Origin of the sequence: Mesobacillus thioparans, assembly GCF_965138835.1 — a bacterium.
GTDB lineage: Bacteria > Bacillota > Bacilli > Bacillales > Cytobacillaceae > Mesobacillus > Mesobacillus thioparans.
Map to the genome: position 1 here is coordinate 100,454 of NZ_CBCSFH010000005.1, position 14,013 is coordinate 114,466.

The 14,013-nt window shown below is 45.5% G+C and carries 15 protein-coding genes; 11 read left to right on the forward strand and 4 right to left on the reverse strand.

The genetic code is table 11. The features are described from left to right. Window positions 1–96 precede the first annotated feature (96 nt). The 4 genes from ACNAZ4_RS10485 (at window position 97) to ACNAZ4_RS10500 (ending at window position 5,340) form a co-directional block, all read left to right on the forward strand. Window positions 97–1,308 carry a DNA topoisomerase gene (locus ACNAZ4_RS10485; RefSeq protein WP_415814305.1) on the forward strand — a complete coding sequence of 404 codons (1,212 nt, stop codon included), beginning with the start codon at window positions 97–99 and terminating at the stop codon, window positions 1,306–1,308. Between the two features lie 274 nt (window positions 1,309–1,582). Then, window positions 1,583–2,851 carry an MDR family MFS transporter gene (locus ACNAZ4_RS10490; protein WP_415814306.1) on the forward strand — a complete coding sequence of 423 codons (1,269 nt, stop codon included), beginning with the start codon at window positions 1,583–1,585 and terminating at the stop codon, window positions 2,849–2,851. A 189-nt stretch (window positions 2,852–3,040) separates the two neighbouring features. Beyond that, window positions 3,041–4,273: an aminopeptidase gene (locus tag ACNAZ4_RS10495; protein ID WP_415814307.1), complete on the forward strand. Its 1,233-nt coding sequence runs from the start codon at window positions 3,041–3,043 to the stop codon at window positions 4,271–4,273. A 794-nt stretch (window positions 4,274–5,067) separates the two neighbouring features. After that, window positions 5,068–5,340 (forward strand): acylphosphatase, encoded by a 273-nt coding sequence (locus ACNAZ4_RS10500; protein WP_415814308.1) that lies wholly within the window; start codon window positions 5,068–5,070, stop codon window positions 5,338–5,340. Window positions 5,341–5,371: 31 nt separating this feature from the next. Here ACNAZ4_RS10500 and ACNAZ4_RS10505 read toward each other — a convergent pair whose 3' ends face one another. Genes ACNAZ4_RS10505 through ACNAZ4_RS10515 form a run of 3 tightly spaced genes read right to left on the reverse strand, consistent with a single transcriptional unit; the run spans window position 5,372 to window position 7,686 of the window. After that, complete coding sequence (locus ACNAZ4_RS10505) at window positions 5,372–6,694, reverse strand: hypothetical protein (RefSeq protein WP_415814309.1); 1,323 nt, start codon at window positions 6,692–6,694, stop codon at window positions 5,372–5,374. A gap of 12 nt (window positions 6,695–6,706) precedes the next feature. After that, window positions 6,707–7,099: a DUF6114 domain-containing protein gene (locus tag ACNAZ4_RS10510; protein WP_415814310.1), complete on the reverse strand. Its 393-nt coding sequence runs from the start codon at window positions 7,097–7,099 to the stop codon at window positions 6,707–6,709. A gap of 14 nt (window positions 7,100–7,113) precedes the next feature. Then, window positions 7,114–7,686, reverse strand: a complete 573-nt coding sequence (locus tag ACNAZ4_RS10515; RefSeq protein WP_415814312.1) for a DUF6230 family protein — start codon at window positions 7,684–7,686, stop codon at window positions 7,114–7,116. A 204-nt stretch (window positions 7,687–7,890) separates the two neighbouring features. On the opposite strand from ACNAZ4_RS10515, the gene ACNAZ4_RS10520 reads away from it, so the two are divergent. The 5 genes from ACNAZ4_RS10520 to ACNAZ4_RS10540 all read left to right on the forward strand — a co-directional run bounded on the left by ACNAZ4_RS10520 (window position 7,891) and on the right by ACNAZ4_RS10540 (window position 11,640). Beyond that, on the forward strand, window positions 7,891–9,390 hold the full coding sequence (locus ACNAZ4_RS10520; RefSeq protein WP_415814313.1) for a response regulator transcription factor: 1,500 nt from the start codon (window positions 7,891–7,893) through the stop codon (window positions 9,388–9,390). A gap of 100 nt (window positions 9,391–9,490) precedes the next feature. Continuing rightward, window positions 9,491–9,859 carry a large-conductance mechanosensitive channel protein MscL gene (gene mscL, locus ACNAZ4_RS10525; protein ID WP_415814314.1) on the forward strand — a complete coding sequence of 123 codons (369 nt, stop codon included), beginning with the start codon at window positions 9,491–9,493 and terminating at the stop codon, window positions 9,857–9,859. Between the two features lie 78 nt (window positions 9,860–9,937). Next, the gene (locus ACNAZ4_RS10530) at window positions 9,938–10,573 is read left to right on the forward strand and encodes a Bax inhibitor-1/YccA family protein (RefSeq protein WP_415814315.1); all 636 of its coding nucleotides are present in this window, start codon (window positions 9,938–9,940) and stop codon (window positions 10,571–10,573) included. A 334-nt stretch (window positions 10,574–10,907) separates the two neighbouring features. Beyond that, a complete protein-coding gene (locus ACNAZ4_RS10535; protein ID WP_176167229.1) occupies window positions 10,908–11,045 on the forward strand; it encodes a hypothetical protein in 138 nt (45 codons plus the stop codon). A gap of 262 nt (window positions 11,046–11,307) precedes the next feature. After that, window positions 11,308–11,640: a DUF3243 domain-containing protein gene (locus ACNAZ4_RS10540; protein ID WP_415814316.1), complete on the forward strand. Its 333-nt coding sequence runs from the start codon at window positions 11,308–11,310 to the stop codon at window positions 11,638–11,640. A gap of 46 nt (window positions 11,641–11,686) precedes the next feature. Here the strand turns inward: ACNAZ4_RS10540 and ACNAZ4_RS10545 are convergent, their stop codons facing one another. Beyond that, window positions 11,687–12,625 carry a magnesium transporter CorA family protein gene (locus tag ACNAZ4_RS10545; protein ID WP_415814317.1) on the reverse strand — a complete coding sequence of 313 codons (939 nt, stop codon included), beginning with the start codon at window positions 12,623–12,625 and terminating at the stop codon, window positions 11,687–11,689. Between the two features lie 181 nt (window positions 12,626–12,806). On the opposite strand from ACNAZ4_RS10545, the gene ACNAZ4_RS10550 reads away from it, so the two are divergent. Both ACNAZ4_RS10550 and ACNAZ4_RS10555 read left to right on the forward strand, forming a co-directional pair. Beyond that, on the forward strand, window positions 12,807–13,064 hold the full coding sequence (locus ACNAZ4_RS10550; protein WP_415814318.1) for a hypothetical protein: 258 nt from the start codon (window positions 12,807–12,809) through the stop codon (window positions 13,062–13,064). 286 nt (window positions 13,065–13,350) lie between these two features. Then, window positions 13,351–14,010: a TrkA C-terminal domain-containing protein gene (locus ACNAZ4_RS10555; RefSeq protein ID WP_415814319.1), complete on the forward strand. Its 660-nt coding sequence runs from the start codon at window positions 13,351–13,353 to the stop codon at window positions 14,008–14,010. The last annotated feature ends 3 nt before the right edge of the window (window positions 14,011–14,013 follow it).

A 14,013-nucleotide genomic window follows, 5' to 3' on the forward strand; every position in this document is an offset into this window, starting at 1 on the left:
CTTAATAGCAACCATATCATTTAACAGATTAATGCACAATAAAACTAAATTTTTTTTAGGATGAAACGTTGATAAAAAAAGGTGCTTTGGCTATTAATGCACAGAAACTATTTATGTACAATTGTTAATAGATACCGGACAGACTCACGTTATTTGACGACCGACATGGAAGCAACGATGCTCGACCGTCTTCAGGGAATCATGTCAGGTTACCGGGATGAAGCAAAACCGGCAGTCGCCCAAAAAGGCAAAGTCCAGGCACGCCGTGTGTTCAATAACGAAAAGGTCACCGACCACCACGCCATCATCCCAACAGAGGAACAGCTTCACCTTGCTGATTTGTCACCTGATGAACGGAAGCTGTACGACTTGATTGTCCGCCGGTTCCTTGCTTTATTTTACCCGGCCTATCAATATGAAGTTGTTCATGCAAGCTTCGAAGTCGAGGGTGAAACATTGTCGGCACGCGAAACGAACATCCTTGAGATCGGCTTTAAAAAGGTACTTGGAAAAGATGAGGATGACACCGCAACTCAATCGCTTGGCCATCTGGAAAAAGGCAAAAGCTACAATGTAGGCCAGGTGACAGTGAACAAGAAGATGACCGAGCCGCCGCTGCGCTTGTCTGAATCGGATATCCTGTCAAAAATGGAGAAATTCGGCCTCGGCACGCCGGCAACAAGAGCAGAAATCATCGAACGCCTGATTTCATCGGAGGTCGTCGAGCGCCAGAACGGCCGCCTGTACTCAACACGGAAAGGGAAACAGCTTCTCGATCTTGTCAACGACGAACTGACCTCCCCGGAACTGACAGCTAAGTGGGAAAAAGAACTGGAGGAAATCGCCCGCGGCAAAGGCGATCCGAAGGCATTCAAAAAACGGATTCGCGAACAAACTTCCCTTCTCGTATCCGAAATCAAGAAAAGCGACAAAACTTACCGGGCCCATAACATGACTGGCTCAAAATGTCCTGAATGCGGTGAGTTCATGAAGGAACGCAAGACAAAAGAAGGGCGAATCCTTGTCTGCTCAAGCCCTGAATGCAGCTTCCGCAAGCATAAGGATCCTAAACTGTCCCAGCGCCGCTGCCCGCAATGCCACAAGCGGATGGAAATCCATAACGGCAAGGCAGGCGCCTACTTCCAATGCCGCCGCTGCAATGTCGTCGAAAAGGCTGAGGACAAAAAGAAAAAAGACGTAACCAAGCGCGAGGAGCGCAAGCTGAAGGAAAAATACGCGCCATCCCAGGAAAACTTCGGCACAAGCCTCGGAGATTTGCTGAAAGCAGCACTTGAGGATAAGGAATAGTCTTGCAACAGCACCCTAATAAGGTGCTGTTCTTTATTTTCAATTTGAAGGGTTTAACTTGTAAAAAATTCCTTTGGAGTAGTATGATATTCGTTGGTTGTCATAAAAATCGAAAAGCGGAAGCGCCTCGTTCTGCCTCGACAAGCGCTGGAGGGCCTGACAGTGAAGTTGTTCTTTGACTTCATTGGCAGGACCGAAGCGTCTCGAGAGGCTTGGCGCTGTAGCTGGACACTACAAAAAGATTATACTTAAAAGGAAACTAAGGAGCAGCATCATGAGAATAAGAGATTGGGACCGCAACCTGAAGATTCGCCTGTTTGGCGAAGCACTGATGAATATAACCTTTTGGATGTTTTTCCCGTTTTTAACGATTTATTTTGCCGAAAGCTTTGGGAAGGATAAGGCGGGATTCCTGCTGATTTTTTCCCAGGTGTTCTCGGTGTTTGCCAATTTGCTTGGCGGCTATACGGCTGACCGGTTCGGCCGCAAGCGGATGATGGTGATTTCCGCATTTGGACAGGGGATTGCATTCCTTGTTTTTGCCTATGCGGTATCACCGTGGTATACGTCCCCTATGCTTGGGTTTATCTGTTTCGCTCTGGTCGGCGTGTTCGGCTCCATCTACTGGCCCGCGAGCCAGGCGATGGTTGCAGACGTCGTCCCGGAAAAAGACCGCAGCAGTGTGTTCGCGATTTTTTATACACAGATCAATATCGCCGTCGTTGTCGGCCCAATCTTAGGGGCAATTTTTTACGTAAAATACCGGTTTGAATTGATGATCGCCGTGGCAATTATCTCGATCCTGCTTGCGCTTGTACTGGCAAAATGGACGCGTGAAACGGTTCCTGCTTCCTCTAAACAGGCTCGTGCGGAAAATGGGAAATGGTATGATTTCCTTAAAGAACAGATTGCTGACTACAAAGTCATCATCCAGGACAAAGTTTTCCTCATGTTCATCATCGCCGGGATTTTGGCAGCACAGACTTTTATGCAGCTGGATCTGTTATTCCCTGTTTATACAAAGGAAATGGTGAATAATCAGACCGTATTGGAATTGGGCAGCAAGGTGTTCACCGTGAATGGCGAGCAGGCCTTTGGCTTGATCCTTTCCGAGAACGGATTGCTTGTCGCCCTCTTCACCGTCGCTGTCACTAAGTGGGTAACGCGCTTCCCTGAACGGAATGTATTTGTGTTATCGTCGCTTGTTTATGCCGTTTCCATCCTGATGTTCGGCGCGACTTACTGGATTTGGGGGTTGATTTTAGCAATGGCGGTCTTCACGCTGGCTGAGCTGATGACGGCCGGTTTACAGCAAACCTTCATTTCGAATCTGGCACCCGAGAAAATGCGCGGCCAATATTTCGCAGCGGCCTCGTTGCGCTATACACTAGGCCGGACGATCGCACCAATCAGCATCCCGCTCACCGTGTGGATCGGTTATGGCTGGACCTTCACCATCCTGAGCGTACTTGCTGTTTTAAGCGCGGTGCTGTTCTGGGTGATGTTCCGGATGTATGAGAGCAGGAAGTCAGCCGGTGTTTAGGAAGTGCTAAAAAACCATGCGGGGAATCTGCCCTGCATGGTTTTTTTTTTTCATAGTGGAATATTAAAAAGCATCTTTGTAGTTGATAACCAGCTCTCTCCCTGTCTGCAAAAGTCGAATGTCTTAAGTTTCTTTTTTCCTGTGGAATCGTTACAATATAAAAGAAGATTCAGAAAAGGGGCGAAATAAATGAGTGATTTCCAAACGAATTTAGAAAAATATGCGGATCTTGCTGTCAAGGTTGGCGTGAACATCCAGAAGGACCAGACGCTTGTCGTCAATACGACGATCGACTCTGCTGAGTTTGTCCGTCTAGTTGTGAAAAAGGCGTACGAAGCTGGCGCTAAAAACGTCGTTGTGAACTGGAATGATGACGTCGTGAACAGGACGAAATACGATCATGCACCAGATGAGGCGTTCACAGAGTACCCTGAATGGCGAGCACGTGAAGTGGAAGACCTTGCTGAAAACGGTGCGGCATTCATGTCAATTGTTTCTTCAAGTCCTGACCTGTTGAAAGGTGTAAAGTCCGAACGAATCGCAAACTTCCAGAAAGCTGCTGGAACAGCACTTTCAAAATACCGTAAGTACATACAATCTGATAAAGTAAGCTGGACAGTCATTGCCGCTCCTTCTGAAGGTTGGGCAAAAATGGTGTTCCCTGAAGATTCTGCTGAAACTGCAGTACAGAAGCTTTGGGACGCAATTTTCAAGGCAGTCCGCGTCGATACTCCAGATCCGGTTGCTGCATGGAAAGAGCACGACTCTTCCCTTCACGAAAAGGTTGACTATCTGAACGGCAAGCGTTATAAGAAGCTTCACTATAAAGCCCCAGGCACGGACCTGACAGTCGAGCTTCCTGAAAAGCACATCTGGGTTGGAGCTGGCAGCGTGAACGAGCAAGGCAACGAGTTCATGGCCAATATGCCGACTGAAGAAGTCTTCTCTGTTCCGTTGAAAACAGGCGTGAACGGTTATGTTTCAAGCACAAAGCCGCTTAGCTATGGCGGAAACATTATCGACAACTTCAAGCTGACTTTCGAAAACGGAAAAATCGTCGGTGTCGAAGCAGAAGAAGGTGAAGAAATCTTGAAGCAGCTTGTCGCAACCGATGAAGGTTCACATTATCTTGGTGAAGTTGCCCTTGTTCCATTCAACTCGCCAATCTCTCAATCAAATGTGTTGTTCTTCAACACACTTTTCGATGAGAATGCATCAAACCACTTCGCAATCGGCAGCGCTTATGCTTTCTGCGTAGAAGGCGGCAAGACAATGTCATCAGAAGAACTGGCTGAAAACGGCCTGAACGAAAGCATCACGCACGTCGACTTCATGATCGGATCCGATAAAATGGACATCGACGGCATCACAGCAGATGGAACCGCTGAACCAGTATTCCGTAATGGTGACTGGGCCCTGTAAAATTGGATATTTAACAAGCAACAGCCGGACAAATTAGTTCGGCTGTTTTTTTGTTGGGGTAGTTCGGCTCTGCTTCTGACAGCTTTTGCTCTTTCACCTCCAACCTGTCCGAACTCGGCTCTACTTCGGACAGCTTTTGCTCTTTCACCCTCCAACCTGTCCGAACTCAGCTCTACTTCGGACAGCTTTTGCTCTTTCACCCTCCAACCTGTCCGAACTTCGCTCTACTTCGGACAGCTTTTGCTCTTTCACCCTCCAACCTGTCCAAACTTCGCTCTACTTCAGACAGCTTTTCTGCTTTTGCCCTCAAACCTGTCCGAACTCTTCTCTACTTCAGACAGCTTTTACTCTTTCACCCTCCAACCTGTCCGAACTTGGCTCTGCTTCGGACAGCTTTTGCTCTTTCACCCTCCAACCTGTCCTAACTTCGCTCTACTTCGGACAGCTTTTGCTCTTTCACCCCCCAACCTGTCCGAACTCAGCTCTACTTCGGACAGCTTTTGCTCTACTCCCATCAAACCTGTCAAAATCACTTACTTTTCTTGACAGCTTTAACCCTACTCCCACCAAACCTGTCAAAATCNCNNACTNTTCTTGACAGCTTTATCCCTATTCCTATCAAACCTGTCTGAATCACTAATTTAATATAGTTTTTACAAAAACGTCCTGCCAAAATTAAAACTTCTTTTCCCTTATGCACCCTAATTCACTGTGCTATAATGAAGTTATCAAGGAATCTTTAAATATAATATTAGATATATTGTTAACCTAATTGTTTATCTGGGGGCGACGTCTTGATTCAATTACAGATTATTGTGTCAGGAGAGGTTCAGGGTGTGGGGTATCGGTACTATACGCAGATGAAAGCTATTCAGTTTGGAGTTACAGGCTGGGTAAGGAATCTGCGGGAAGGCGGCGTTGAGATTCTTGCTTCGGGTCCTAAAGTTGATCTCGAGAAATTCATTGACGAGGTGCGAAGAGGCAATCCTTTCTCCACTGTTGACCATATTGAAGTGAACGAGGTTGAAAATACCGAAACCTATAAATCTTTCGCAATAAAATATTAACAGGCAGAGGAATGATCCTCTGCCTTTTCTGTTAGTCAAAATTGATGACTGATCCATCTGGTTCTTTTAAAATCGCTTCTCTCATCTTTTTCAGCTGTTCTTCTTCGCTCGGTTTCAATCCAAGCAGCTTCAGCAATCCAAGTGAATTGAGCAGGTCTTCTGTCCAGCTTTCAAGCTGGTCTGTCAGTTTCGTGTCTGTTGGGCAAAGTTCATCCAGCATCTTGTTTTCTGCCAGTGCCTTGTCGATCAATTCCAGGCCCAGTTCTTTGGTGATGTCGCCATTCGCAGCCTTGAGCTTTTCACAGGCGGATTTTGCGGTGGTGTCAACTGTGCCTTTTACTGGCTCTGTCACCAGTTCAGTCACTTTTTTCGCAGTGTCGGTCGTTTCTTTGACGACCTCTTTCACAGGCTCTGTTACTTTGCCCACGGTCTTATCTACAGGTGTCACAACCTTATCGACTGTATCCTTGACCGGTTCGGTTACCTTTCCAACTGTGTCTTTCAGCGGATCGGTCGCCTTCTTGATTGGGTCGGTCACTTTTCCGATCGTGTCATCGAGTGGATCCGTCACCTTCCCGATTGTATCTTCGAGAGGATCTGTAACTTTCCCGATCGTATCATCCAACGGATCTGTCACTTCCCCAATCGCATCATCGACTGGGTCGGTCACGTCGTCAAGCAGTTCGTCGGCAGGTTCCGTGATGGCGCCTACTGCACCCTCACCTCGATCACCGCTCTCTTCATCTCCTTCACAGGTAAGCGGAAGCTGTCCGCTGGTGATTTTTCCAATCTCCTTCTTCATCTGTTTGAATGGCATTGATCCAAGTTCCTGTAAAATTTTCAGGGTGCCTGGCTTCTGGACACCGCCATTGCCGCTGACTGTCTGCAGCTGGAGCTGGTCAAGACTGCTATCAGCGGCTTTCATGGAATGGGCGACCATCGTCACTCCTTCGAGCGCAGCATTCGGGATGACTTTCGCTGCGTGCACGCATGCTCCCTTGAAGGAAATCGCGCTGGCATCGACCTGCATTCCTTTTATATGGACGGGGCCGCTTGCTTTCATCGTGATGCTCACGGTTCCTCCTGGAGTCGTGAACTGTTTAGTCAGTCTCATGCCGTAAATCTGTGCGGAATCGTAGGTGATCCGCAGCATCGGCTTGGCTTTAGAGCCTGACGTCTCTCCAGCCACAACCGTTGCCTGCATATTTTCGCCGACGACTCTGTCAGCCTGGATGATGAAGCCGTCGACATCACTTCCAGCTGCATTTACTTTTTCACTAAAAGGGAGAAAGGTGATTGTAGCGAGTTGAATGGACATTGCTATTAAAAGTAACCGATGTTTGACAATCTTCATTTTTCCGCCCCTTTATCCCGTTTTGGCTGGTTGCTCTGTGACGTCCGAGCCTGGTGATTTTGCTGACTCTTCTGCCGGCACCAACCTCCAGGCAGTGAGCAATGCACCGCCAATGATGCCGAATATCGTCCCGAACAGGAAGCCTCCCAGAGCGCCAATGACCGATAGAATGGATAAAAAAATGACGATGATGCCCAATGCCCTTGAAGCACTTGGCAAAAAGAACGACATCAATCCCATCAGCGTGATCAATCCGCCAAACAGCAAGCCGATAACTGCGACCGATCCTGGCAGGAAGGTGCTCAAATACAGGTTCAACGGCACCCATAGAATCATCAGCCCGCTTAATACAGTCAATATCGCTCCGAAAAAAGGCCTTGTATGCCTCCACTTTTTAAAAACCATATCTGTCACCTCGATTATTTCTTATCGATTTTTTCCACGGTCAATTTCATGCCCGCCATGTTGATGGTCTCCTGGAATAAGTAATGCGTTTTCAATCTGGCATTCTCAAGTGTGATCGTGCTTGATGTCTGCTCGAATTGCTTTGTCCAGTCGGTGCTGTTGTTTTCCTTAAGCGCGAGATTCTGGAATTTGGCATTCGCTTCAATCAGCCCGGCATCATGCTGGAGACCGGAAATCTGAACTGGCTTCGATGCCTGGATTTTGACGCGAATCCATTCGCCGCCTACCTGAAAGTCCTTATATAATTTCAGATTGTCGATGGTCAGGGTATCGATGATATTCGTTCCTTGCGGTGCAGCGTCAGAGCTGCTCGTCTCGCCTAGTTTTGGATAGAATTTATAGCCTTGCCCCTCAAGCTTATCGAATTCAACATAGAAATCCCCCACACCGGCAATCGGTACTGCATAGGCCACACCGGAAAGCCCGAAAGACACGAGCAGGATTCCCAGCGCCAGCAAGCCTGATGCGAGCGCACCCCAAAACACCTTTTTATTCGTCTTGCTTTCCATTACGACAGCTCCGTTCAAGAAAGCCACCTCCGTAAAATATTTTTAAAATTCAAAATTAATTCTCCCCATACTATATCCCCGAAAAATCAAGCCAACAACTCCGAAAAAAATCGTTACCAACGTGTTAACCCCGTAAAATGTCGGGTATAAGATTTTGACGGACAAAAATCTGAATTTTTAAACGAATAGTATTTTACCAGAATTTGAGAGTGAGGTCGCCTGATGGAACATAAAATTGAGGATTTGGCCATTAGAGGTTTGTTCCTTTTAAAAGAATACGAGAAACCTTTTCTTGAAGAATGGTCCTGCTTGAAGAAGGATTTAAGGGCCTTGCAAAATGACCTTTTATCAGAGTTTGAACGCATGATTGTTTATGGCTTCAACAATCTTACAAAGACCACTTTCGTCTCTACAAATGATTTCATCCAGCTGCTGGTGCAGAAGTGGCAAAAGCGCCATCCGGAATTCGTCGATGACTTTGACGCCATTTTCCTGATCAGTGCAGTGGAGAACCTTTTTCATAAAGCATTAAAAAGAAAGAATGCTGGATTCCTTGATCACCAGGCTGTCCAGATCTTTTTTACGAGGATCATCGATAAGGTCTTGCGCACACAGCGGCTGGAGTATCAGGATGATAAGTGGCTGAAGACCATCCTCGGGCTGAGGACTGTTCCAAGCAATTGGCTCGCGGTCATCCGCAATGAAAAATCCAGATTCAAGGTTCATAAAGTCGTCTGTGGAGACGCCCTGCCGGCAACTGAGCAGCTAGTCACCATGTGTGAGGGCCTGCAGGCAGACCATCTGGCAGATGTGTCGACCGCCCTTGGCAGATTGCTGTCACCAGGCAATGAAGCACCTCAGATCATCACGATTCCCTGCCTGACTGAGACGTTGATGCTTTGTGTAAAGGAACAGGCCGAGACTATAACAGATGAGCAAAAAGAAACGCTGAGAAAAATGTATTTGAAACAAATGAAACTGAATCACCTGGAAAGCGAGCTTGAGTGGAAGGATGCCAGCCTCCTGTTCCAGCAGCGGCTAATCCATTCGCAGAGCGCTTCGGAAGCGGTCAAAATGATTACCCAGGGACTGGTGGATTATCTTCCTTTTTCGCGCTGTGCCCTTTTCATCTACTCCCCTGGCGAGCAAAGCGGTGTCGGCGTCCATGCGCATAATGTCAATACAGGCTCCGTCCAGCATATTAAGGAAAGCATCGCTGAATTCCCGCTCTTGCGTAAATACTTAAAGCATTTCAGCCATTCAAAGCCGATTTTCATTGAAGACGCGGCCGAGATTCTGCCGGTGAAATATGTCCGCGATTACAGTTTGAAGTCGCTTGTCGTCCTGCCGATTTACGTACCTGCCGAGAATAAACTGATTGGCCTCGCGCTTCTTGACCGCGGAGAAAACAAGTCATTTACCGTCAACAATCAGACTCTGACAGCGCTCATCAAGTTCGGACAATATGGCGGTGAATTATTGAACCAGTATTACGAAGATGCCGTCCAACTTTTTGGCGTCCAGCACGCCGTCCTGACCATCCGTGAACGGGAAGTGCTCAAGCTCATCGCCGAAGGTGCATCCATCAATGAAGCAGCTGACACACTCCATCTCAGTGCCTATACGGTCCGTGACTATATTTCTGCCATCATCCATAAACTCGACGCCAAGAATCGGACAGATGCAGCAGTAAAGGCGTTGAAGATGAGACTGATTCAGTGAAGTTAATTGGGCCTTTTCCTCAAGGGGATCAGGCCTATTGCTTTTTGCCTCCCCTTCTCGCAAAATAGAAGAGATATCATTTTTAGGGGGTACATAGTAAATGTGGAATGAGTTCAAGAAATTCGCCTTTAAAGGCAATGTGCTGGACCTGGCAGTCGGGGTCATCATCGGGGCAGCTTTCGGGAAAATCGTTTCCTCACTGGTTGATGACATCATCATGCCGATCGTAGGCCTTGCTACATTCGGCGCTGACTTTTCTGATCTTACATATAAAGTAGTAAAGTACGGTGCATTTCTTCAGTCTGTCGTCAACTTTTTCATCACAGCCTTCGCTATCTTCTTTTTCATCAGAATCATCAGTCGCTATCGTAAAAAGGAAGAGGCTAAGCCTGCCGTTCCTACACCAGATGTTAAAGAAGAGCTTTTAAAAGAAATCCGCGATCTTCTAAAGGAAAAAAATCACATTTGAATTTTCGCGTTCTGGATGAAACCTGTGATGCCTGTCACCCGTATATATAAACAAATAATTTTATGAGGTGACTTATTAATGTACGCATACACGGATAACTCGATGATGCCATCGGTAATGAAAACTTTCGCTCTTTCTCTGGCAATCGCCTTCATCGGCACAATGGCCGGGGTGTTCATTCCGCCAGCGCTGTTCCTGCCGCTTGTCATTATCGAGCTTGCGATGCTGATTGGGGTGTTCTTTTTACGCAAAAAGAAAGCTATTTCTTATACATTCCTTTATGCATTTACGTTCATTTCCGGAATGACGATGTATCCGGCCATAGCCCATTATATCGCGATATCTGGTGCCAATGTCGTGATCAATGCGCTCGGAGCCACTACTGTTGTTTTCACTGGTCTTGCGATTTATGGAACAAAAACGAAGCGTGACCTCAGCTTTCTTGGCGGCATGCTGATGGCAGCCTTGCTTGCACTGATCGCAGTAGGCATTTTCAACTGGATTTGGCCTCTTAGCAGCACTGGAATGATGGCCTATTCATTCATCGGGATCCTCGTCTTCAGCGGATATGTTCTATTCGATTTCAATAGGATGAAACAGTATGGTGTAAGTCCTGAGGAAGTGCCGTTGATGGCCCTAAATCTGTATCTGGATTTCATTAATCTTTTCCTATATATCCTGCGTTTCTTCGGGATCCTATCAAGTAATGACTAAATATGGTTCACAGGCAGTCCAAAGCGGCTGCCTTTTTTTATTCCATTTTTTAACTTTAATACCAATCTTTAATCGAGTTTATTATGTTTTCTGACGTTTCACCCGGGTATATATATAGTGCAAGGCCAATACAAAACAAAGAAGGGACTGGTTAAAGTGCAAAACTTTACGGCGACTTCAGAATATGTCATTGGCTTAGCAAGCGGAGGAAGATTTGCGCTGCTGTCTCAAGGCACGCTGGTCTTAAATCGATNNACTTAACATCGAAGGGCTACAGTGTTTATTGATTCATTAAAGCAGAACACTCCTCTAAATTGTCCGCAGGATTGAAGCAATGCCAATATTAGTAAGGAAGGGACTGGTTAAGTTGAAAGACTTCACGGCGACTTCGGAATACGTCATTGGCTATGCAAGCGGAGGAAGATTCGCGCTGCTGTCTCAAGGCACGCTGGTCTTAAATCGATACATTTAAGATCGATTCAACCCAGATGGGCAAGTTGAATAGCAACAGCTGAATACTCCTCCCATCGTCCGTATGTCGGACTTAAAAAAGGTGCAGGCCCAGTGGCCCGCACCTTTTTTAATGGAGATTTTTATCACGTTAAAATCGTCGCAACATCTTTACGAAAACAGCCTTTCATTTTAGCCCTCGATCCTTGAATGTGCTCCACCAGGTTTACTAGATTCCGGCAACAGGGTATTTAATAACTATCTTTAATAAGGAGGTTTTTTACATGGAAAAAGATCATATGATTCATAAAGATGGCGAAGTGGATACGAGCAAGGTGGATGAAACGCTTGAGCGCATGGATTCGCAGCAGGCGGATGAAATTCTTGGTGATTTCAATGAGTTCAGGACTTATTTAAGCAAACGGATCAATCTTGGCAAAACAGCTGGTTTAAATGAAGAGCAGCTGGCAAAAACGGCGGAAAAGGTAGCCGGTTATCTCGCCGAGAATGTGGCACCGCGCAATAAGGAAGAGCAGCTATTGCAAGAGCTATGGAAGGTCGGCGATAAAGAACAGCAGCATGCCCTTGCCCATATGCTCGTGAAAATGGCTGAATAAAAAAAATCGCCCTAGGGCGATTTTTTTATGCTTTAATCTACAAATCTTAGCCGAAGAACCGGTTCTTCTTTTTCACCTTCAGGATATCTCCCGTCCAGCCTTTCACCTTCAAATAATAGTAAAGGCCTGCGGTTGAAGCCAATATCAAGACCCCTGCAAATAAATAACCTAACTTCCACTCCAGTTCCGGCATCACTTTGAAGTTCATTCCCCACACTGCACCCCAGGCTGTCACTGGTGTGAATAAAATCGTCATGACCGTGAGCGTCTTCATGATTTCATTCCCTCGGTGGGTCGAGACTACTTCTTCCAGATTGACCATCGTGTCAATTGCCTGCTGGTATTCCCTTAACAGCATTCTTATTCGTTCTATCCGGGTATCAACCCGGTAAAATTCGCTATATTCACGAATTTCTTTTCCATACGCTTCTTCAGCAATAAATTTTATTTCCACGATCGGAACAACCAAGTTTTTCCAAACCAATAGTTCATGGCGATTTTCATAGATTCTCTCGAGGATCTTTAGATTGTTTTGTTCCTTCATTTCCCACAGAAGGTCATGAAGACGTTCTTCATAAGCATCAATCTTTTGTAAATAGGTAGATAAAATCTCTCCCAGAACAATGAAGAAACCTTCAACCGCATTTTCAGCGTGATCCATTTGTTTGTGTAAACCACTTGAACTTGTATTAACAATGGAAATATCAAAATCAACCGTAATAAAGCAGTCCTTACTTATATAAAAATGGAAGATATTTTTATCGCCCTTCTTTTCTATATCCTGCTGATAAATAAGCGAGCCCCAAATGTACTCCTCCCCCTTTGTCTCTGTGTTAATTTCAAGAAGGTTTGCATTCTGCTTTTCGATATTGTCGAACCATTCCCCACAGGCAGGACCTTTTGAAACCACCTCCTTGATTGTTTCCTCTTCTCCTTTATCAAAATCATACCAAATCCATTTATTCTCGTTGAATGTATGCTTCAATGGTCTCAGACCTTTCATATATGATAATCAACTATTAATCTTCCCTGTTTTAACACGCTTAAAACGACATCGCTAATACTTGGCAGGCCTTCCATTTTAAAAATGTTTCTCATTTTTACAGAGCGGGTAAATGTGAATATAGACAATAAAAATAGCGAAAAAATTACAGGAGGGAAAAACTATGCAAACCAAAAATGCAGTCATGTTAGGTGTCGGAGCCGCAGCACTGTGGATGGCGATGAAGCCGGAAAATAAGGCGAAACTTACTGAGATGGCTACACAAGTTAAGGAAAAGGTAATGTCATCGAAGACAGATGTCGTACCGGTACAAAAAGCCGGCAACCCTGACCCAATGGATGTGGAAGACAACAAGATGGTCAGCGAAGGCGCGATGTACGGAGTGAATTATTATAACGAAAACCTTCAGGATCAACGATAAAAATTATCCGGGGAATTGCTTCCCCGGTCTATTTTTGTTTAAGGCTGTTTTCGTAAGGTTTGTTGTAAAAATCCTAAAGCCGATTTTAACGTGATCATAGCCATTTTGTATGTCGGTACTAAGTTTGCAAGTTCTTTTCTCAGCATAAGCTTTAATTGGGTGAATAATCTTAGAAAATTCATTCCTATTAGATAGGCAATAGCAACAAAGTTTGAGAAAAGAGCCTTGTTTAAATCACACCTCGGCGATCAATACTAGATCATGAGAGGGAGGAATGGAGGAGATAATGGGCATCTTATTCATTTTCATATACCTGTTCATCGTTTTTACCGTGATTGAGATTAATACATCCATCTTTGTGGCGACGGGGCTGGAACGTAAAATAGCCAGATTCCAGGTGATATCGATGTTAACTGGCACTGGATTTACGACTGGGGAATCCGAGCTGATCATTGACCATCCTGTCAGGAGAAGATTGGGCGCTTTTTTGATTTTGTTTGGCGCTTTTTCACTGGCAGTTATCATTTCTGCCATCAGCAAACTGTTAGAGGATAATTTTTATACAATGGAAATCGGCTATGTTGCCGGAGGGCTATTGGTCCTTCTGCTAGTATTGAGAGCTCCAATGGTGCAGCATCTGATCGCCAGAAAATTAAAGAGCGAACTCCAAGAAAACTATGAACTTGCTGATTTGCCGATCAGCGATGTCCTGTTAATGGAGGATGACGATGAGGTAAGGGAGATTGCCTTAGAGGAAGAGTCACGATTTGCTGATAAGAAGTTCGATGACATTGTCGATATGGGAGATGATATCATTCTCTTGTTCATTAAAAGAGGCGAAATCAATATCCGCAATAAAGCGCATGAAACGAAACTGGAGCCAGGTGACGTACTGGTCTTATATGGAAATAATCCTAAAATCGAAGAAAAATTTAAAGATGCCTGACAC